This is a genomic window from Streptomyces sp. NBC_01257 (genome assembly GCF_035917255.1).
Classification (GTDB): domain Bacteria; phylum Actinomycetota; class Actinomycetes; order Streptomycetales; family Streptomycetaceae; genus Streptomyces.
On record NZ_CP108472.1, the window covers coordinates 1,697,027 to 1,717,088 of the forward strand.

The following is a 20,062-nucleotide window of genomic DNA, read 5'->3' on the forward strand; positions in this document are numbered from 1 at the left end:
TGCTCCCTCTTGTCCTGACGGACACAATCACCTGCGGTCCTGGCGGACCGTCCAGGGTCTCTCGACGACCACGTTGGTCGACTTGATCACGGCAACCGCCGGAACACCGGGCTCCAGCTTCAGTTCTTCAGCCGACTCGCGGCTGACCGGCGCCACGACCCGGAACGGCCCGGCCTGGATCTCCACCTGCGCCGACACGCCGCCGAGCAGCACATCGGTGACGATGCCGGAGAGCCGGTTGCGGGCCGAGGAGGCCGCGGACTCCCGTTCCACACGGTGCATGTACTTGGCGTGGGCGGCCAGGGCCCGTCCGGGGATGGTCCGGCGGTCCAGCTCGTCGCGTTCGGCGGTGAGTTTCCCGCCGTCGACGAGGCGCCTCACGGTGTCGGCGCTGACACCGAGCAGGGTGGCCGCTTCCCCGATCCGGTAGGTGTGCATGCGCAGATGATACTGCCGCAGATGCGAGGGAAAAGTCTGCTGTCGCTTCGCATGAGGTAGAGCCAGGATTGCTGTGGCTGGTATGTGCGTTTGTACGGGGTCTGCGCCCGGGTAGCTTGACCGGGGAGGTGGTAGCCCGTGAGCCAGTCCCTCACAGCCGTCGGTACGACCGCCGGCCCGGTGCCGGAGATCGCCCTCACCGGCGACCTGGCCCGTCCGGCCAGGCTGACGGTGTCCGACCTGCTCGCCTGGCCTCAGCACGAGGCCGCCGTCAGCTTCGAGTGCGCCACCAGCGGTGTCCAGCACCACCGCTTCACCGGCCCGTTGCTGCACGACGTGCTCGCGGGCGCCCTCCCCCGTTTCGATCCGGCCCGCCGCAAGGACCGTCTGCGCTTCCTGATCGCGGTGTCCGGTGCGGACGGCCACCACACCCTGCTGTCCTGGGCGGAGATCGACCCGGATTTCGGCCGGGCCCCGGTCCTGCTCGCGGTGACCATCGACGGCGCCCCGCTCGACCGCACCGGCTCACAGCTCGTCCTCCCGCAGGACCGCTGCGGCGGACGGCACATCAGCGGCATCAACGCCGTGCGCGTGGACGGCGGGTACTCGAGGTGGGAGTGACGTCGGGCCCCGTCACGGGCGGGCGCCCCGCCGTCCGGACCGTGGCTCCCGGCCCGGGGACGGCTGCTTCACCGGACGGAAACACACACCTCCCGACCGATCCATGGAGGATCAGCCAAGAGGTGTTTCCGTCCTTTCTTCTGGCACTTACCATGCAGGAACCTGAAGTCACCTAGCTGATGCAATATCCCGGATCAAAGTCGGCGGGCGGCTGGATCCGGGCCGTACGAGGAGCCGAGTACATGCACGTCGAACACCTGCTGAGGGACGAGACCCTCGGCCTGCGCCTGCTGTGGGCCGAGGAAGCGCTGCTGGACCGGGAGATCAGTGGAGTGACAGTCACCGACCTGGAGGGGCCGGCTCGCTTCGTCCGTCCGGGGGAGGCAGTGCTCAGCGGACTCGTGTGGTGGACGCCGGACAGTGAGCAGGGCAGGACGGAACGGTTCGTGGCCGGGCTGCGAAGCGCGGACGCCGCCGTGCTGCTGGCCGGGGAGGAGACACACGGCTCGGTCCCCGACGACCTGATCGAGGCATGCGTACGGCACCGCATCCCGCTCGCGGCCGTGCCTGCGCACGTCATGTTCCGGGCCGTCACCGACAAGGTGTACCTGCAGCAGTGGGGCGAACTGAGCCGCCACCACGCACTGCCCGAGAATGCCCGCAACCGCCTGAGCCACCTCGCGGCCCAGGGCGGGAGCCCCGAGGAGGTCGTCACAGCCGCGTTCACCCATCTCGGCCAGGGGGCCGTCGCCTACGTGCTCACCGCCACCGGTCGCACGGTCGCGGCGACACCCGGCGCACCCGGCCTTCCCCTCGTCAAGGCTGCCGCGTTGCTGGCGAGTGGTACCGGCGCAAGGGTGCCCGTCGACACGGAATCGGCGACCACGCCGTACAAACGCTGGCACCTCTACCTGCCGGATCCGGGCACGGCGCCGCCCCGGATGCTGCACGAGGTCGCCGCGGTTCTGGGCCGCTGCCAGGAACAGGAGGCTCAGCGAGAGACCGGCAGGGACCGGGCGGCGGCCCAACTGGGCCTGCTGCTCACCAGAGACGGTGCGGAGAGCGCGACCGTGGTGGCAGCGATGCGCAGCTGCGGGCTGCCGACCACCGGGGAGTCGTACCGCGTCGCCACCGCCACCACGGGAGTGCAGGGCACGGGGCCGGCGGAGGACGCACTGTCAGAGGCTGTTGCGCAGGTGGCAGGGACGGGGCCCACCGTTGTGGGGCGGCTTCCGGACGGCACCGCATTCGCGGTCGCACTCGGCACCGCCGACGGCCTGGGCGAGGTGTGGCCCCGAGTCGCCGCATGCGAACCGTCGGTGCCCCTGCACGGGGGAACCGGCGCACCGGCCGCCGGTCCGCAGGACCTGGCCGCAGCCCTGGCCGAGGCCCGCTTCGCGCTGGCCTCGGCACAGAGCACAGCTCCGCGAGCCTCACTTCTGGTCGACGCCAGCTCCCTCACCGGCCTCGAAGCACTTCTGACCGGCATACCCGCGGAGGTGCGCACCGCGTTCAGCCGCACCGTTCTGGGCTCGCTCCTCGACAGCCGGAGCGCGTCGGCTGCCCCGCTGCTGCACACCCTGCGTACCTTTCTCGACTGCGACGGCTCATGGGCTCGTACCGCGGAAGTCCTGCATCTGCACGTGAACACCGTCCACTACCGCATCCGGCGCACCGAGCACTTCACCGGCCGGGACCTGTCCCGCCTCGCTGACCGCCTCGACCTGTGGGCCGCGCTCCTCTGCCACAAGACCGTCCCCTCCGCCGACATCCCGCACGGACCGGCCCAGTTCGAACCGGACGCGGCGAGGACGCGTTAGGTCTGCCCGAGTGCCCGTCGCCAGGCGACGGTGGAACTGCTCGAAGCCCTTAGGCCCGCACGGTCAGGTGCGGTCGATGTGCACGTTCGTCGACTTCACCCGCGCGGTGGCCTCCACGCCGACCTCCAGCCCCAGCTCCTCCACGGCCTCCCGCGTCAGCAGTGACACCAGGCGGTGCGGCCCGGCCTGGATTTCCACCTGGGCGGCAACGTCACCGAGTTTGACCGCGGTGACGATCCCGGGAAACGCGTTGCGCACTGAGGTGTAGGGGGCGTCCATCCCGTCGCCACTCTTGGCAAGCTCGACGGAGAAGGCCGCCAGGTCCCTGCCCTCGATGAGGCGCCGCCCGCCCTCGTCCCGGCGCGTGGCCATTCGCCCGGCGTCGGCCCACCTGCGCGCGGTGTCTGGACTTACGCCAAGCAGACGCGCTGCCTGGCCGATTGTGTAGGACTGCATGCGCGCCAACCTATGCGATCGGAGGCGAGCCGTTCGTACGCATCCGTGTGACCGTGCAAGGGGGCGGGCAGGGCCCGTCGCCGGTTGCGGCACGGTAGTGGATGCCGCACGGCGACGCCTCCGTTCACGGGGTGTCCCGCCGCCCCGGGCATCGCCCGGTCAAGGTCACGGTGGGCCGGTACGGCCACCTCGCACAGGACGGCCACGAGCACTGCCGCCAGGGGGTCGAGGTGGCCGTGAGCCCCTACATGCTCACAGCAGGCCGAACGAACGCAGCGCCCGGCGCTGAGCCGGTGTGGGGTCGGCCGGCCAGTACAGGTAGCAGACGCCGCCCGTGCCCGAGACCACACTGCCGCTCGCGTTGTAGCGCTTCGTCCTCAGCCAGATCGTCTCCCACTCGTGCCGCTTGTAGACGTGGCGCACCGCCTCGTCGTCCGGCGACGCGGGGTCGTTGGCGATCACGTCGCCGTCCTCGGTGAAGCCGATCACCGTCATCAGGTGGCCCGAGGTGCCGTAGCCGGCGCCGGTCAGCTCCTCCTTGAGGAACGACTGCGACGTTATGGCCGGGATGCCCGCGCGGATCAGCGTCTCCAGGTCCTTCAGCGAGCCGAGCCGGGTCACGACGGCGCTCATGTCCGGGTACGTCGCGGCGTAGGCGGCGTTGAACGGCCAGTTCCCGCAGCCCTCGTACTGGTTGTCGTACGTGAACCGCGCCGCGTGGCAGACCTGCGGGTCCTCAAGACCGGGCTTGACCCAGGAGAGGTCGTCGGCGGAGGGCCTGCGCCCCCAGTACTCGATGATCATCTGCGAGGAGGTGGGGCTGCACCACGCCTCTCCGCCGTTGTCGTACTCCGGGTACTGGCCCACGTGCACGTTCTGCGAGAAGCGCGGCACGGGGAGCTCGCGGGCGAGTCCGGGCGTGCTGGCGGGCACGGTGAAGCGGTCGGGGATGTCCGAGGCCATCGCGCCCAGGCGCCACACCGTGGGCGTGAGCCGCGTGCCCGGGGTGCGGTACAGCGTCAGCCGCAGCCGGTAGGACAGCAGCCGCAGGCCGCTCGCCGCGTCGTCCACCGAGAAGGTGTCGGTCCAGATGGAGCTCTTGCCGTCGGTCTGGTCGTCGACGGAGGTGCGGCGGATGTCGCCGTCCCCCGCGGCCCAGCGGCCCATGACGTACCAGGGGGTCTCGGTGCCGTCCGAGTAGCTGCCGCGCAGCTCGATCTGGATCCAGGTGCCGGCCGGTGTGTCCGCGTTCCAGGACGCGATGACCTCGGTGGCCGGGACGGCGGAGCGGTGGACCGGGGAGGTCCAGGTCGCGTACTCCCAGGCGGCGGTCGTACCGGTGTGCGGGTCGGTGTAGTCGGTACGCCCCAGCGGGTGGGCGATCGCCAGTCCCGCCCGGCGGCCGGCGACGGCGCGGGTACCGGCGCCGGAACCGCAGCGCCAGTCGGTGTACGTGGTCCATGCGTGGTTGTCCACGAGCGAGGCTGCCGCCGAGGGTGCGTGGTGCGGGTGACGGGACGGTGCCGCGGCGGCTGCGGAGGCGGCGGACGACAGCGCTCCGGCGCCGGCCGCTGCCGCGATCGCGGCGGTGAGCACGGTTCTGCGTGAGGTCGGACTGGGCATGGGCGAGACCCCCGGTCGTAAGCGGAATGGGGCTGCAGGTACACGACAGTGGGCCAACTATTGCGGGTCCGTACCCGGTTCGGCCAGCGATTCGGCTCGCGTCGAACGACCAATATTGGTCTCCACCACTGGCGTGACCTGCGGCTGCTTCACCCCGGCTCGTAGGCTGGGGGCATGAACGACCTCTCCCGCCACGCCGCGCGGCTGCGCGCCCTGCCGCCGTCCTGCGGGCCGGTCCGGCTGATCGCCGTCGACGGCCACGCGGGATCGGGCAAGAGCACCTTCGCCGCCCGGCTCGCGGCGGCGCTCGACGACGCCCCGGTGCTGCATCTGGACGATCTGGCCACCCACGAGGAACTGTTCGGCTGGACCGGCCGGCTGAGCGAGCAGGTGACCGGGCCGCTGTCGCGCGGCGAGACCGCGCGCTACGCGCCGTACGACTGGACGGCGCGTAGCTTCGGGCCGCCGCGCACCCTGGACCCCGCACCGGTGGTGCTGATCGAAGGCGTGGGGGCGGGCCGGCGGGCCCTGCGGCCCGCGCTGGCCCACCTGTTGTGGATGGACCTCCCGGCGGCGGAGTCCTGGGCGCGGGGCCGGCGGCGGGACGGGCCGGCGCTGAGCGGCTTCTGGGACGGCTGGACGGCCGCCGAGGAAGCCCATTTCTCGGCCGATCCCTCACGCCCCTCCGCCGATGCTCTGGTACGCCAGTTGCCTGTGGGGTACGAGTGGCAGGAGTGGTCCCCAACGACAGCAGGAACGAACCATTCCGTCACCCAAAGTGATCAGCCCGCACCGCCATACTGAGCAGTCGGAAATCGGCCCGGAAGTACCTCAACTCCGCTTGACCCGGGGCCGGTACAGGTCTTACGTTCTCAATGTGCGGCTTTTCGGAGCCCCCGCAGACGCGAAGCCCCCGGTTGTTCCCCCGTGATCGGGGGCTTCGTTCTGTGCTCCACCCCGCATTCCGGCCGCACTTCACCCCCTTCCGCTCACCCTGGGTCACGGTAGGTCTTGGGCCTGCGGCGCCCTTAGTCGCACACTCCCTGCGCAGGTACGATGCCTCTCGGTGCGGTCAATTCCCGTCCATGGCACAGTGATTCGGCGCGCCTCGGCGGGCTGTCGTGCGGCGGGACATCCTGGGGGCACGGTTTGTGGGGGACCTGATGGATTTCGGCACGCAGGGCGCACAGGCCCCGGCCGACCTCGCGTGGCTGCGCGGCGTGGACGCCTACACGATGGGCGCCTACCCGCAGGCCGAGGAGGAGTTCAGAGCGGCGGTGCGCCTCGATCCCGGGATGGCGGACGCCTGGCTCGGCCTCCATGCGCTGCGGGTCGACACGACGACGGCCTTACTGCACATGTACCGCCACCGCGACCGCTTCGGCGATCAGCGCGGGCGGCACCGCCGCACCCTCAACTCCTGGTACTGGCTGGGCTGGTGGGTTCAGCCGGTGCTGGAGAGCCCGCGCGACCTGCTGCTCGCGCACGCCTCGCACTGGCTGGACGGCCGCCATGTGCCCGAGCTGGACCGGGCGTTGGCCGGTCTGCCGCCGGTGGACGCCGACCCGCAGGTCCGCTTCCTGCACGCCTGCCGCTCCTACCTCGTCAAGGACTGGGAACAGCTCGTACGCCATACGGAGCAGCTGATCGAGGATCCGCTGCTCGGCATCGAGGCCGGGCTGTTCGGCGGCATGGCGCGGGTGCGGCTGGAGATGTACGGGCAGGCCGAGCCGCTGCTGGCCACCGCGCTGATGCGCTGCCGCAGTGAGCAGCCGCAGCGCAAGGAGCTGCGCTACTGGCTGGCCCGGGCGCACGAGGGGACCGGCCGCAGTGCTGCCGCGCTGCCGCTGTACCGGGCGGTCCACCGGATCGACCCGGCGTTCATGGACACCTCGGCACGGCTGGCGGCGATCGCGGACTACGACGGTCTGGACGGCTCGGAGGAGGCATCGGGCCTGGCCGCCGTCTCGCTGACCGGTCTGGGCGCCGACGGCACGTTCGCCGAGGCGCAGCCGGACGGCGACTCGCTGCTGGGCACCGATCTGGTGGACGGACGGGAACCGCGTCCCGGCGGCGAGCCGCAGGACCTGCCGGGCATCGCGGTGCCGCCGGCGGGCGGGGCCCGGGAGAAGACCGCGGTCCCGGGCCGGCCGGCGACGCAGCCCTTCCCGGCCGGGCCCAGCGATCCGGTGCTGCTCGCCGAGGCGCTGGCGGAGCTGGAGCGGATGGTCGGCCTGGAGCCGGTGAAGCGCCAGGTCAAGGCGTTGTCGGCGCAGCTGAACATGGCGCGGCTGCGGGCGGGCCAGGGGCTGCCCGTACAGCCGCCGAAGCGGCATTTCGTCTTCTCGGGACCGTCCGGGACGGGCAAGACCACGGTGGCCCGGATTCTGGGCCGGGTGTTCTACGCGCTGGGCCTGCTGGGCGGGGACCATCTGGTTGAGGCGCAGCGGGCGGACCTGGTGGGTGAGTTCCTGGGCCAGACCGCGGTGAAGGCCAATGAGCTGATCGACTCGGCGCTGGGCGGGGTGCTCTTCGTCGACGAGGCGTACAGCCTCTCCAACACGGGATACAGCAAGGGCGACGCGTACGGCGACGAGGCGCTGCAGGTCCTCCTCAAGCGCGCGGAGGACAACCGCGACCATCTCGTCGTCATCCTGGCGGGCTACCCGGAGGGCATGGACCGGCTGCTGTCCACCAACCCCGGTCTCTCCTCGCGCTTCACCACCCGGGTGGACTTCCCCAGCTACCGCCCGCTGGAACTCACCTCGATCGGCGAGGTGCTGGCCGCGGAGAACGGCGACGCGTGGGACGAGGAGTCACTGGACGAACTGCGCTCCATCAGCGGCCATGTCGTCGACCAGGGCTGGCTCGACGAGCTGGGCAACGGCCGATTCCTGCGCACCCTGTACGAGAAGAGCTGCGCCTACCGCGATCTGCGGCTCTCGGGATACACGACGGTGCCGACGCGGGACGATCTGGCGACGCTGCGGCTGCCGGATCTGATGCAGGCGTACGGCGAGGTGCTGTCGGGCCGGGGCCCGGTGGGGCGGGGCCGGCAGGAGCCGCCGGAGATGTGAGACGCGACCGCCCCCGGCCACCGGTGCGACCCGGCGGCCGGGGGCGGCGCGCGCTATCCGACCAGGGCGGACAGTTCGTCCGAGCCGCTCTGCCGGTCCTCGTTGCGGCGGGGCTCCGTGACCCGGTGCGCCGGGTCACGTACCTCCCCGACCAGCATCTCCAGTACGTCCTCCATGGCGACCAGGCCGAGGACCCGGCCCGACGCGTCGGCGACCTGGGCCAGATGCGTCGCCGCGCGGCGCATCACGGTCAGGGCGTCGTCCAGGGGAAGCTCCGCCCGGACGGTCGCCATCGGGCGCCACACGTGCTGCGGGACCGCCCGCTCGCCGTCCTCCAGATCGAGGACGTCCTTGACGTGCAGGTAGCCCATGAACGGGCCGCCGCCCTCCGCGCAGACGGGGAAGCGCGAGTAGCCGGTCCGTACCGTGAGCTCCTCTATCCGGCGCGGGGTGACGGAGGGGTCCACCGTCACCAGGTTCGCCCGGCGCAGCAGCACCTCGGTGACGGGGCGGCTGCCCAGTTCCAGGGCGTCCCCCAGCCGTTCCTGCGCCTCCGGCTCCAGGAGTCCGGCCTGTCCGGAGTCCTCGACCAGCCGGTTGAGCTGCTCGCTGGTGAAGACGGCCTCCACCTCGTCCTTGGGCTCGACCCCGAAGAGCCGGAGCACCAGCCGGGCGCAGGCGCCCAGCGCCGAGGTGACCGGGCGGCAGAGGCGGGCGAAGCCGACGAGGCCGGGGCTGAGCCACAGCGAGGTCTTCTCCGGGGCCGCCATCGCCAGGTTCTTCGGGACCATCTCGCCGATGACGAGGTGGAGGAAGACGACGGAGACCAGCGCCAGCACGAAGCCGAGCGGATGGACCAGCTCCTCGGGCAGACGGGCCGCGTGGAAGACCGGCTCCAGCAGCCGGGCGACGGTCGGCTCCGCGACGGCGCCGAGGGTCAGCGAGCAGACGGTGATGCCGAACTGGGCGGCCGCCATCATCTGCGGCAGGTTCTCCAGGCCGTACAGCACCTGCCGGGCCCGGCCCGACCCGGCTGCCGCCAGGGGTTCGATCTGACTGCGGCGCACGGAGACGAGAGCGAACTCCGCGCCGACGAAGAAGCCGTTCGCCAGGACGAGAAGTCCGGCGAAGACCAACTGGACCAGGCTCATCGTGCGGCCTCCAGAACACCGCGGGAACCGTGCTCGGAGACGGCCCCGGAGGGCTCGGACAGGCGCACGAAGCGGACCTTCTCGGCCCGGTAGTGGCCCACCTGGCGGACGGAGATCCGCCAGCCCGGCAGTTCGGCCCGGTCGCCGGGGGCGGGAATCCGGCCCAGCAGATCGGCGACCAGTCCGGCCACCGTCTCGTACGGGCCGTCGGGTACGTCGAGGCCTATGCGCCGCAGGGTGAGGACCCGGCAGCTGCCTTCGGCGTCCCAGGCGGGCCGGCCGTCCTCGGGGGCGGCGGGGCCCAGCTCGGGACGGTCGGCGCCCACGGCGTCGTGCTCGTCCCTGACCTCACCGACGAGCTCCTCGATGATGTCCTCCAGGGTGACGACCCCGGCGGTGCCGCCGTACTCGTCGACCACCACGGCGATCGGCTGCTCCTTGCGCAGCCGCTGGAGCAGCTGCTCGACGGGCAGCGTCTCGGGCACCAGCAGCGGCGGCACGGCGATCCGGCCCGCCGGGGTCCGCAGCCGGTCCTGGACGGGGACCGCCAGCGCGTCCTTGAGGTGGATCATGCCGACGACCTCGTCGATGCGCTCCCGGTAGACGGGGAAGCGGGAGAGGCCGGTGGCACGGGTGAGGTTGAGGACGTCCGCCGCGGTCGCGGTGGACTGCAGCGCACTGACCTTCACGCGCGGGGTCATCACGTGCTGGGCGGTGAGCCCGGCGAGCGACAGGGTCCGTACGAAGAGGTCCGCGGTGTCCTGTTCGAGGGTGCCGGCCTCGGCCGAGTGCTTCGCGAGGGAGACGAGCTCGCCCGGTGTACGGGCGGAGGCCAGCTCCTCGGTCGGTTCGACGCCCAGCAGCCGGACCAGCCGGTTGGCGACGGTGTTCAGCAGGCCGATCACCGGGCGGAAGACCCGGGTGAAGACCTGCTGGGGTGCGGCGACGAACCGGGCGACCTGGAGCGGCCGGGAGACCGCCCAGTTCTTCGGTACGAGTTCGCCGATGACCATCTGGACGGCGGCCGCGAGCAGCATGCCGAGGACCACGCTGATGCCGGGGACGGCACCGTCGGGCAGACCGGTCAGGGCGAGGGGTCCGGCCAGCAGCTGGGCGAGGGCCGGCTCGGCGAGCATGCCGACCACCAGGGAGGTGATGGTGATGCCGAGCTGGGTGCCGGAGAGCTGGAAGGAGAGTTCGCGCAGGGCGTCGACGACGGTACGGGCCCGTCGGTCGCCCTCGGCGGCGGCGCGTTCGGCGTCCGCCCGTTCCACGGTGACGAGCCCGAACTCGGCTGCCACGAAGAACCCGTTGGCGAGGATGAGAAGGAATGCCGCGCTGAGAAGCAGCAGGGGGGTGGTCATGCCGCCGCCTCCACAGAAGGGGCGGCGCAGGTACTACCGGACGATCCGTCCATTGCTGGAGGGAGTCACTCCTTGGGTCGCAGGAAAGCCCCGCAGGCCTCGGGGGCCTCTGGTGCGGGGCGGGGCGCACAGGGCGCCGCCGCCCTCCAGAGTAATCAACAAGAGGCCGTGCGGGGCAGGGGGCTCAGCCGTTGTCGTTGCCGGTGCCGTGGTTCTCGGCGAGGGCGCGCAGCGCCCGGGCGTCCCGGATGGCCTGCTCCTTGGCGATTCCGGGCTGGATGCCGAGGGCCGGCATGCTGGTGCCGTCGCTGAGGTCGAGGAAGACCCACGGGTCGCCCGCGCGCAGGTTGACGCGCACGATCTCCGCCCAGGACAGCCGCCGGGAGCGGGTGAGATTGACCACCGTCACCCCGCTGTCGTCCGCGACGACCCTGGGGCGGCTGAGCAGCGCCAGGACGCCGAAGAACAGCGCGGCGGTGAAGACGAAACTGGCCCGCTCTCCCCCGCTGAGCTGTTCCAGTGTGAAGGCGACGACGGTGATGACGGCGAACATCACCGCTCCGACGCTCAGCAGGACCACCCGGGTACGGGTCGGCCGGAAGGTGACCGGGAGGTCGGGGAGTACGGGGGCTGACATGGTCTCTTCCGTCCCCGCCGTCAGAGGCGGCAGGCGTGGATGGCCGTGGTGAGGATCGCGCGGGCGCCCAGGTCGTACAGGTCGTCCATGATCCGCTGCGCCTCCTTGGACGCGACCATCGACCGGACGGCGACCCAGCCCTCGTGGTGCAGCGGGGAGATGGTCGGCGACTCCAGGCCCGGGGTGAGGGCGACGGCGCGCTCCAGGTGCTCGACGCGGCAGTCGTAGTCCATCATCACGTAGCTGCGGGCCACCAGGACGCCCTGGAGACGGCGCAGGAACTGCTGGACCTTGGGCTCGTCGCCGGGAGCGCCCTTGCGGCGGATCACGACCGCTTCCGACTTCATGATCGGCTCGCCGATCACTTCGAGTCCGGCGTTGCGCAGGCTGGTGCCGGTCTCGACGACGTCGGCGATGACCTGGGCGACGCCGAGCTCGATCGCGGTCTCCACGGCACCGTCGAGGTGGACGACGGAGGCGTTGACGCCGGTCTCGGCCAGGTGCTTGGCGACGATGCCCTCGTAGGACGTGGCGATCGTCATGCCGTCGAAGTCCTCGGGGCCCGCGGCCGTGCCCGGCTTGGTGGCGTAGCGGAAGGTGGAGCGGGCGAAGCCGAGCTGGAGGATCTCCTCGGCTTCGGCACCGGAGTCCAGCAGCAGGTCGCGGCCGGTGATGCCGATGTCGAGGCGGCCCGAGCTGACGTAGATCGCGATGTCGCGCGGGCGCAGGTAGAAGAACTCGACCTGGTTCTCGGGGTCGACCAGGACGAGTTCCTTGGACTCCTTGCGCTGCTTGTAGCCGGCCTCATGCAGCATCGCCATCGCAGGCCCGGAGATAGCACCCTTGTTGGGGACGGCGATGCGCAGCATGAGGTCGGGTTTCCTTTGCGACAGGGGTGTCTGGATACGTAAGGACAGGTGCGGTGCGGTGGTCGTGCTCAGAGGTGGGCGTAGACGTCGTCGAGGGAGATTCCGCGCGCGACCATCATCACCTGGACGTGGTACAGCAGCTGCGAGATCTCCTCGGCGGCGGCGTCCTTGCTCTCGTGCTCGGCGGCCATCCAGACTTCGGCGGCCTCCTCGACGACCTTCTTGCCGATGGCATGCACGCCCTTGTCCACCAGTTCGGCGGTACGCGAGGTGGAGGGGTCGCCGTTGGCGGCCTTGAGCTGCAGCTCGGCGAAGAGCTCTTCGAAGGTTTTGTTCGCCATGATGTCCTTAAGAATACGGGGTCCCGGACCCGCACTCAGCGCCAGGGTTCGCTGACCGAGCGCAGTGTGGTGGCGGTGGCCACGGCGGCGGTGACCGCTTCGTGCCCCTTGTCCTCGTTGGACCCCTCCAGGCCCGCCCGGTCGAGTGCCTGCTCCTCCGTGTCACAGGTGAGGACGCCGAAGCCGACCGGGACGCCGGTGTCGACCGCGACCTGGGTGAGGCCGTTGGTGACTCCGTGGGACACGTATTCGAAGTGCGGGGTGCCGCCGCGGATGATCACGCCGAGGGCGACGATCGCGTCGTACCCGCGTCCGGCGAGCACCTTCGCGACGACCGGGAGCTCGAAGCTGCCGGGGACCCGCAGCAGGGTCGGCTCGTCGATGCCCAGTTCGTGCAGGGCGCGCAGTGCACCGTCGACGAGCCCGTCCATGACCTTCTCGTGCCACTGCGCCGCGACGACGGCGACGCGCAGGTCACCGCAGTTGCGTACGGACAGTTCGGGTGCGCCCTTGCCGCTCATGTTTCTGCCTATCTCGATCGGATGACTGCTGGGACGTGCTGACGGTTACTGGTTGCCACAGGTCGACACCGCGGCGGCGTCGAGCCAGGGCAGGTCGTGGCCCATGCGGTCGCGCTTGGTGCGCAGGTACCGCAGGTTGTGCTCACCGGCCTGCACGGGCATCGGCTCCCGGCCGTTGACGGCCAGTCCGTGCCGCAGGATCGCGGCGGTCTTCTCGGGGTTGTTCGTCATCAGGCGCAGGCTGTGGACGCCGAGGTCCTTGAGGATCTGGGCACCGGCCGCGTAGTCCCTGGCGTCCGCGGGCAGACCGAGCTCCAGATTGGCGTCGAGGGTGTCGACGCCGCGCTCCTGGAGTTCGTACGCCCGCAGCTTCGACACCAGGCCGATGCCGCGGCCCTCGTGGCCGCGCAGATAGACGACGACGCCGCGGCCCTCCTCCGTGATGCGCCGCATGGAGGCGTGCAGCTGGGGGCCGCAGTCGCAGCGCTGCGACTGGAAGATGTCGCCGGTCAGGCACTCGGAGTGGACCCGGACCAGGACGTCCTCGCCGTCCCCGATATCGCCGTGGACCAGGGCGACGTGCTCGACGCCGTCCACGGTGGAGCGGTAGCCGTACGCGGTGAACGCGCCGAAGTTCGTCGGCAGCCGCACCTCGGCCTCGCGGCGGACGGTGGGCTCGGAGGTGCGCCGGTAGGCGATCAGGTCCTCGATGGAGATGATCGTCAGCCCGTGCTTGCGGGCGAACGGCACCAGCTGGGGCAGCCTCAGCATCACACCGTCCTCGCCCGCGATCTCGACGATCGCCCCGGCGGGCCGCAGCCCGGCGAGCCGGGCGAGGTCCACGGCGGCCTCGGTGTGGCCGTTGCGCACGAGCACCCCGCCGGAACGGGCGCGCAGCGGGAAGACATGGCCGGGGCGCACGAAGTCGCCGGGGCCCGCCGTGCCGCCCGCCAGCATCCGGAGCGTGGTGGCCCGGTCGGCGGCGGAGATGCCGGTGCTCACGCCGTGCGCGGCCGAGGCGTCGACGGAGACCGTGAAGGCCGTCTTCATCGACTCGGTGTTGTGGTCGACCATCTGCGGCAGTTCGAGCCGCTCCAGCTCGTCGTTCTCCATGGGCGCGCAGATCAGACCGCGGCACTCGCTCATCATGAAGGCGACGATCTCGGGCGTGGCCTTCTCGGCCGCGATGACGAGGTCGCCCTCGTTCTCCCGGTCCTCGTCGTCGACGACCACGACCGGCCGGCCGGCGGCGATGTCGCGGATGGCCTGCTCGACGGGGTCGAGGGAGAGGTCCTCGATGGGTGCGTCGTGTTCCCGGTGCAACCAGGTGGGCTGGGCAGTCATGCCGTGGCTCCTTCCAGAGCGGGTGTCCGCGTACGCAGCCACCAGTCGCGCATGCCCCACAGGACGAGGGCCCCGTAGACGACGTAGATGAGACCGGAGAAGGCGAGACCGCTGTGGAAGTTCAGCGGGACGCCGACCAGGTCGACGAGGAGCCAGGCGAACCAGAACTCGACCATGCCGCGCGCCTGGGCGAGCATCGCCACGAGCGTTCCGGCGAATATGTACGCGTCCGCCCACGGGCTCCACGAGAGCGAGGGGAACGCGGTGAACAGCCCGCCGACCGCCAGAGTGCCGACCGCGGCCCCGCCGAGCAGGTAGCCGCGCTCGCGCCAGGTGGCGAACCGTACGGCGATCGAACCGTCCTGGGCCTGCTGCCGGCCCCGGGTCCATTGCTGCCAGCCCCACACGGCGACGGCGATGACGATGAGCTGCTTGCCGACGCTGCCCGCCTGGTGGACGGAGACGTTGGCGGCGACCAGGACGACGCCCGACAGCAGCTGCGCGGGCCAGGTCCAGATGGAGCGGAGCCAGCCCAGCGTCAGGGCGATCAGACCGATCGTGTTGCCGATCATGTCGGACCAGATGATGTGCTGGTCGAAGACGGTGAACGCCTCCGAGTTCAGCCAGTGCAGAGCGCTCACTTCGCCGGCCCCCCGGGCTCCTGCGCGGAGTTGCCGAGCAGCCGCTCGACGTACTTCGCGATGACGTCCACCTCGAGGTTGACCGGGTCGCCGGGCTCCTTGATGCCCAGCGTGGTCAGGGCGAGCGTGGTGGGAATGAGGCTGATGGTGAAGTAGTCGGGTCCCGCGTCCACGACGGTCAGGCTCACGCCGTCGACGGTGATCGACCCCTTCTCCACCACGTAGCGGGTCAGGTCCGCCGGCAGGGAGATCTTCACGATCTCCCAGTTCTCGGAGACCTTGCGCTCGACGATGTGGCCCGTGCCATCGACATGGCCCTGGACGATGTGCCCGCCGAGCCGGCCGCCGAGCGCCATGGGGCGCTCCAGGTTGACCCGGGAGCCGGTCGCCAGCGCGCCGAGGCTGGAGCGGTTCAGGGTCTCGGCCATCACATCGGCGGTGAACTCGTGCTCGCCGAGGTCCACGACGGTCAGACAGACGCCGTTCACCGCGATGGAGTCGCCGTGCTTGGCGCCCTCGGTGACGACGGGACCGCGCAGGCGGAATCGGGAGGCGTCGTCGAGCTTCTCGACGGCGGTGACCTCACCCAGTTCTTCGACAATTCCGGTGAACACTCAGTTTTCCTTCCGGGCGGGGCCGGGAACGGCGGTGATCCGCAGATCGGGGCCGATGCGTACGGTCTCGGTCACATCGAGGCGCAACGCCTGGGCGATGGTGGAGATTCCGGCGTCGGCGAGGGCCGCGGGGCCGGCGCCGAGGAGCACGGGGGCGAGATAGCCGACGACCCTGTCGACCAGTCCCGCCGCGACGAAGGCCCCGGCCAGGGTCGGGCCGCCTTCGAGCAGTACGGAGCGGACGCCGCGCCCGTGAAGCGCGGCGAGCAGTGCGGGCAGGTCCAGTCCGGGGCCGTCCGCCGCGCGGGGCAGCCGCAGGACGGCCTCTTCGGGCAGGTGGCGGGCGTCGGCGTCGTCGGCGACCGCGATCACGGTGGGTGCGGTGGGGTCCAGGACCCTCGCACCCGGCCGTACGGCGGTCGCGGCGGTGTCCACGACGACCCGCAGCGGCTGGACCGCGCCGTCGATGCCCCGCACACCGAGCTGGGGATCGTCGGTGCGGGCGGTACCGGCGCCGACCAGGACCGCGTCCGCCTCCGCGCGCAGCCGGTGCACGTCGGCGCGGGACTCCGCCGAGCTGATCCAGCGGCTCGTGGCATCCGCGGCCGCGATCCGGCCGTCCAGGGTCGCCGCGTACTTCCAGGTGACGTGCGGGCGTCCCAGACGCATCGACGTCAGCCAGGCCGCGTTGCCCTGCTCGGCCTCCTCGGCGAGGAGCCCCTGCTCGGCCTTGACCCCGGCCGCGCGCAAGGTGTCGGCGCCGCCGGTGGCCTGCGGGTTCGGGTCGCCGACCGCGTAGACGACCCGGGCGATCCCGGCATCGATGAGCGCCTGTGCGCAGGGGCCGGTGCGGCCGGTGTGGTTACAGGGTTCGAGGGTGACGTAGGCGGTGCCGCCACGGGCCTTCTCGCCGGCCGCGCGCAGGGCGTGAACCTCGGCGTGCGGCCCGCCGGCGCGCTGGTGGAAGCCCTCGCCCACGGGGTTGCCCGCCGCGTCGAGGACGACACACCCGACGACCGGATTGGGGCTGGTGGAGCCGAGGCCGCGGGCGGCGAGCGTGATCGCTCGGCGCATGGCGGTCGTGTCGGCTGCGGTGTCCACCGGGTCCTCCTGCCTCTTCGGGCACGGACTCCGGGGCCTGTCGATGAAGACAGATGAAGCGGAACGCTGAACAGGGACGCCGGAACATCCGAAAAACGGATGGATCGGTCGCCCGAAAACCACCCGCCGACGGCGGCGTACCCGCGAAACGGCCCGCCGCGCACTGCCTCCCATCCGGACTTTCACCGTCGGTCCAGGAATCTCACCTGGTCAACCGGCCGCTGGATGCGGACGGGTCGCGGACTATAACCGCCGGTTCGGAATTACACCGACCCCGGAGTGCGCTGCTGCTGGTACACGATCAGTGTGCCACGACTGGCCGTGACCCATACGGGTGAACGCTGTGGAGTGGCTCACAGACAGGCCGTGACAAGGCGGTTTTCGGACACGGTTGCCGCTGCGCTCCTGGGGTGCGGGGCCCCGTGTTGCGGGGGCGCCATTGTCCGGTGGGTGGGGGTGGGGGCCCTCCGGGGCGTCTCCTCAAAAACTGGCGTGGCGACCGGAGACGTTGCGGGGGCCGGGTATTACGCCATTTTTCTGCGGGGACCCCCCTGCACGCCCCCACCCACTCTCGCGTGCGTCTGAACACCGACGAAACGACTGCCGCAGACGCGGGGCGGCCGGGTCCGGGGCCGTGCAGGGGAGTCCCCGCAGGACGACGAACGGATTCCGGGGTTCGCTCGCGTGGGACTGGAAACGTTCGTCGTCTGAGGAGACGCCCCGGAGGGGCACCGGACCCCCACCCACCGAGGCAGGCGCCCCCGGGTCGCGGAGCACCCGCACAATCCAGCCCGTCGAGGGGGTCCCCCCATGCCCTTAAGGCTATGGGGGAGATTGAGGACGGAACCCCGCACCACGGACCGGCGCAACGTCACACCGCCGGGGCGAACAACGCGTCCTGCGCCGCCTCCCGCGCCACAAGCAGCGCGCCGCGCAGGACCGCGGTGCCGCCGAGCAGCCCGGCCCGGACCTCCGTGCGCAGGGGCGACATCAGGGCGAGCCGTTCCTCGACCCGGGCGGCCAGCGCGTCGCCGCCCGCGTGGCCGACCTCCCCGGAGAGCAGGACACAGCCGGGGTCCAGGACCGAGGCGACGGCCGCGGCCCCGGTGGCGAGGCGGTCGGCGAGGGTGTCGAGGAAGGTCTCGCTGTCGCCCTCGCCCGCGAGGGCCGCACGCACGGCGACCGCGGCGCCGGGTTCCCGGCCGCCGGCCGGTGCGGTGATGCCGTGGGCGGCGGCCAGTTCGCAGAGCGGGGCCGAGCCCACGAGCGAGTGGAATCCGCCGTCGCAGTTGACGGAGGAGGGCGTCCCGGCCGTGCCGGGCACCGGCAGGAAGCCGATCTCCCCCGCGCCGCCCGACGCGCCGCGGCGCAGTTTCCCGTCCAGCATCACCGCCGCCCCGACACCATGGCCGAGCCAGAGCAGGACGAACGTGTCGTGGTCCCGGACGGCGCCGACGCGGTGTTCGGCGACGGCGGCGAGGTTGGTCTCGTTCTCCACGAGCACGGTCGCGGACAGGCGTTGCTGGAGGGCGCGGACCAGGCTGCGGTGCCAGGCGGGCAGGCCGGTCGTGTCGCGGAGTTCACCGGTGACCGGGTCGATCAGGCCGGGGGCGCCGATGCCGACGCTGTGCAGGGGCGCCGTCCCGGCCTTGCGCGCTGTGCGCTCCAGGAGGGCGACTGCCTGTGCCACCGCGTCGTCGGCGGCGGTGTCGCTGCCGATCGGCAGGGTGGCCTCGGCGAGGGTGACGCCCAGCAGGTCGGCGACGACGACGGCGACGCTGTCGGTGCGTACGTCGAGGCCGGCCAGGTGGGCGCGGTCGGCGACGATCCCGTAGAGCCGGGCGTTGGGCCCCCGGCGCTCGGCCCCGGCCTCGCCGACCACCCGGACGAGTCCCGCTCCCTGCAGTCGTTCGACGAGGTCGGCGACGGTTGGCCGGGAGAGTCCGGTCAGGGTCTTCAACTGCGTGGCCGTCAGGGGGCCGTCCTGCTGGAGGAGGCGCAGGGCCAGCCGGTCATTGATGGCCCGGGCGGTGCTCGGTGATGCGGGCATGCCGGGATCCTTCCAGATCACTGTCGCGATGCAGACGCTCTATTTATCAGGCAGGGTTCCTGATAGTTTACTGCCCGCATCGTGGAGAAGGGCGCCCGGGAGCGTCACGAACCGCGCGGACAGAGAATTTCCAGGGGAGGGAACGGCGGCATGACGACGGATTCCACGGCCAAGGTCTTCGGCATACAAGAGGTGAGGCGGGCCAGGTACGCCGTTGCCGCGGTCTTCACCGTGCACGGCGCGGTGACCGGGAGTTTCGCCACCCGGGTGCCCTGGATCCAGGACCACGCCGGGGTCAGCGCCGGGCAGCTCGGCATCGCTCTGGCGTTTCCCGCGATCGGCGCCTCGCTCGCCATGCCGCTCGCCGGTGCGGTCAGTCACCGTTTCGGCGCGCGGACCGCGTTGCGCGGGCTGCTGGCCCTGTGGACCCTGGCGCTGATCCTGCCGTCCCTGGCCCCCAGTCTGCTGACCCTGTGCGCGGCGCTGTTCCTTTACGGGGCGTCGGCCGGCATGTCGGACGTGGCGATGAACGCGCTCGGGGTCGAGGTGGAGAACCGCCTCAACAAGTCGATCATGTCCGGGCTGCACGGGATGTGGAGCGTGGGCGCCCTGATCGGTTCGGCGGCGGGCACGGTGGCCGCCCATCTGGGAGCCGACGCGCGGCTGCACCACACGATCGCCGCTCTCGTCCTGACCGCACTGGGCCTGATCGCCTGTCAGCGGGTGCTGGACCTGCGCAGCGAACCGGACGAGGAGCCGCCGCCGCGCTTCGCGCTGCCGCCGAAGTCGGCGCTGATCATCGGTGCGGTCGGTTTCTGCGCGGTGTTCGCCGAGGGGGCCAGCCTGGACTGGTCGGCGGTCTACCTGCGTGATGTGCTGGACAGTTCGGCGGGGCTGGCCGCCGCGTCGACGACCGCGTTCGCCCTGACCATGGCGGTCGCGCGGATCGCCGGTGACCGGGTCGTCGACCGATTCGGCGCGGTGCGCACCGTACGGACCGGCGGCGTCCTCGCGACGATCGGCGGGGTCATGGTGGTCACCGCTCCGAACGCGGCGCTGGCGATGAGCGGGTTCGGCCTGATGGGGCTCGGCATCGCCGTGGTCGTGCCGCTCGCCTTCGCGGCGGCCGGGCGCAGCGGTCCCAATCCGAGCCAGGCCATCGCGGGCGTCGCGACGATCACGTACACCTCGGGTCTCATCGCCCCGTCGGCCATCGGTTCCCTGGCGGAGGCCACGTCGCTGGTCGTCTCGTTCGGTGTGGTGTCGGTGCTGGCGTTCGGGCTGGTGCTCGGTGCCGGGGTGCTGCGGGCCGGGGACCGGAAGACCGTGGCGGGATCGGACGCGACGAGCAGGGCGGCGGCGCCGCGCCCCTGAGCGCAGGGGCGCGGCGGGCC

General features: G+C 71.5%; 19 protein-coding genes and 1 riboswitch. Of the genes, 5 read left to right on the forward strand and 14 right to left on the reverse strand.

Annotated features, from left to right (window positions below; all coding sequences use genetic code 11):
• Positions 1-27: 27 nt before the first annotated feature.
• Complete coding sequence (locus OG408_RS06875) at positions 28-438, reverse strand: TOBE domain-containing protein (protein WP_326668892.1); 411 nt, start codon at positions 436-438, stop codon at positions 28-30.
• 138 nt (positions 439-576) lie between these two features.
• On the opposite strand from OG408_RS06875, the gene OG408_RS06880 reads away from it, so the two are divergent.
• Together OG408_RS06880 and OG408_RS06885 are read left to right on the forward strand one after the other, a co-directional pair.
• The gene (locus OG408_RS06880; RefSeq protein ID WP_266776440.1) at positions 577-1,059 is read left to right on the forward strand and encodes a molybdopterin-dependent oxidoreductase; all 483 of its coding nucleotides are present in this window, start codon (positions 577-579) and stop codon (positions 1,057-1,059) included.
• Positions 1,060-1,301: 242 nt separating this feature from the next.
• Positions 1,302-2,879 carry a PucR family transcriptional regulator gene (locus OG408_RS06885; RefSeq protein ID WP_326668896.1) on the forward strand — a complete coding sequence of 526 codons (1,578 nt, stop codon included), beginning with the start codon at positions 1,302-1,304 and terminating at the stop codon, positions 2,877-2,879.
• 63 nt (positions 2,880-2,942) lie between these two features.
• On the opposite strand, the gene OG408_RS06890 is transcribed toward OG408_RS06885, so the two are convergent.
• Positions 2,943-3,335 carry a TOBE domain-containing protein gene (locus OG408_RS06890; protein WP_266776442.1) on the reverse strand — a complete coding sequence of 131 codons (393 nt, stop codon included), beginning with the start codon at positions 3,333-3,335 and terminating at the stop codon, positions 2,943-2,945.
• 252 nt (positions 3,336-3,587) lie between these two features.
• Positions 3,588-4,958 carry a peptidase C39 family protein gene (locus OG408_RS06895; RefSeq protein ID WP_285566161.1) on the reverse strand — a complete coding sequence of 457 codons (1,371 nt, stop codon included), beginning with the start codon at positions 4,956-4,958 and terminating at the stop codon, positions 3,588-3,590.
• Between the two features lie 174 nt (positions 4,959-5,132).
• Here OG408_RS06895 and OG408_RS06900 point away from each other — a divergent pair, with 174 nt between their 5' ends.
• Positions 5,133-5,762 (forward strand): uridine kinase family protein, encoded by a 630-nt coding sequence (locus OG408_RS06900; protein WP_266776444.1) that lies wholly within the window; start codon positions 5,133-5,135, stop codon positions 5,760-5,762.
• 359 nt (positions 5,763-6,121) lie between these two features.
• The gene (locus tag OG408_RS06905; RefSeq protein WP_266776445.1) at positions 6,122-8,035 is read left to right on the forward strand and encodes an AAA family ATPase; all 1,914 of its coding nucleotides are present in this window, start codon (positions 6,122-6,124) and stop codon (positions 8,033-8,035) included.
• Between the two features lie 53 nt (positions 8,036-8,088).
• Here OG408_RS06905 and OG408_RS06910 read toward each other — a convergent pair whose 3' ends face one another.
• The 11 genes from OG408_RS06910 to OG408_RS06960 all read right to left on the reverse strand — a co-directional run bounded on the left by OG408_RS06910 (position 8,089) and on the right by OG408_RS06960 (position 18,668).
• Positions 8,089-9,186 (reverse strand): hemolysin family protein, encoded by a 1,098-nt coding sequence (locus OG408_RS06910; RefSeq protein ID WP_285566158.1) that lies wholly within the window; start codon positions 9,184-9,186, stop codon positions 8,089-8,091.
• Positions 9,183-10,550, reverse strand: coding sequence for a hemolysin family protein (locus OG408_RS06915; protein WP_326668898.1), 1,368 nt, complete (start codon positions 10,548-10,550; stop codon positions 9,183-9,185). Before OG408_RS06915 ends, OG408_RS06910 begins: the two co-directional genes overlap by 4 nt.
• Positions 10,551-10,734: 184 nt before the next feature.
• A complete protein-coding gene (locus OG408_RS06920) occupies positions 10,735-11,187 on the reverse strand; it encodes a PH domain-containing protein (RefSeq protein WP_266776448.1) in 453 nt (150 codons plus the stop codon).
• A gap of 20 nt (positions 11,188-11,207) precedes the next feature.
• Positions 11,208-12,056, reverse strand: coding sequence for an ATP phosphoribosyltransferase (gene hisG / locus OG408_RS06925; protein WP_326668900.1), 849 nt, complete (start codon positions 12,054-12,056; stop codon positions 11,208-11,210).
• 68 nt (positions 12,057-12,124) lie between these two features.
• On the reverse strand, positions 12,125-12,397 hold the full coding sequence (locus OG408_RS06930; RefSeq protein WP_018524273.1) for a phosphoribosyl-ATP diphosphatase: 273 nt from the start codon (positions 12,395-12,397) through the stop codon (positions 12,125-12,127).
• Between the two features lie 35 nt (positions 12,398-12,432).
• Positions 12,433-12,918 (reverse strand): 6,7-dimethyl-8-ribityllumazine synthase, encoded by a 486-nt coding sequence (gene ribH, locus OG408_RS06935; protein WP_266776450.1) that lies wholly within the window; start codon positions 12,916-12,918, stop codon positions 12,433-12,435.
• Positions 12,919-12,963: 45 nt separating this feature from the next.
• Entirely contained in the window at positions 12,964-14,262 is a 1,299-nt protein-coding gene (locus OG408_RS06940; RefSeq protein ID WP_266776451.1) for a bifunctional 3,4-dihydroxy-2-butanone-4-phosphate synthase/GTP cyclohydrolase II, read from the reverse strand.
• Entirely contained in the window at positions 14,259-14,903 is a 645-nt protein-coding gene (locus OG408_RS06945; protein WP_266776452.1) for a nicotinamide mononucleotide transporter family protein, read from the reverse strand. The genes OG408_RS06940 and OG408_RS06945 overlap by 4 nt, the downstream gene beginning before the upstream one ends.
• Positions 14,900-15,517 (reverse strand): riboflavin synthase, encoded by a 618-nt coding sequence (locus OG408_RS06950; RefSeq protein ID WP_266776453.1) that lies wholly within the window; start codon positions 15,515-15,517, stop codon positions 14,900-14,902. Before OG408_RS06950 ends, OG408_RS06945 begins: the two co-directional genes overlap by 4 nt.
• Positions 15,518-16,618, reverse strand: coding sequence for a bifunctional diaminohydroxyphosphoribosylaminopyrimidine deaminase/5-amino-6-(5-phosphoribosylamino)uracil reductase RibD (gene ribD / locus OG408_RS06955; protein WP_326668902.1), 1,101 nt, complete (start codon positions 16,616-16,618; stop codon positions 15,518-15,520).
• A gap of 156 nt (positions 16,619-16,774) precedes the next feature.
• A riboswitch (FMN riboswitch) is annotated at positions 16,775-16,905 on the reverse strand.
• A 584-nt stretch (positions 16,906-17,489) separates the two neighbouring features.
• Positions 17,490-18,668: an ROK family transcriptional regulator gene (locus tag OG408_RS06960; protein ID WP_326668904.1), complete on the reverse strand. Its 1,179-nt coding sequence runs from the start codon at positions 18,666-18,668 to the stop codon at positions 17,490-17,492.
• A 150-nt stretch (positions 18,669-18,818) separates the two neighbouring features.
• Here OG408_RS06960 and OG408_RS06965 point away from each other — a divergent pair, with 150 nt between their 5' ends.
• Complete coding sequence (locus OG408_RS06965) at positions 18,819-20,042, forward strand: MFS transporter (protein ID WP_266776456.1); 1,224 nt, start codon at positions 18,819-18,821, stop codon at positions 20,040-20,042.
• Positions 20,043-20,062: the final 20 nt, after the last annotated feature.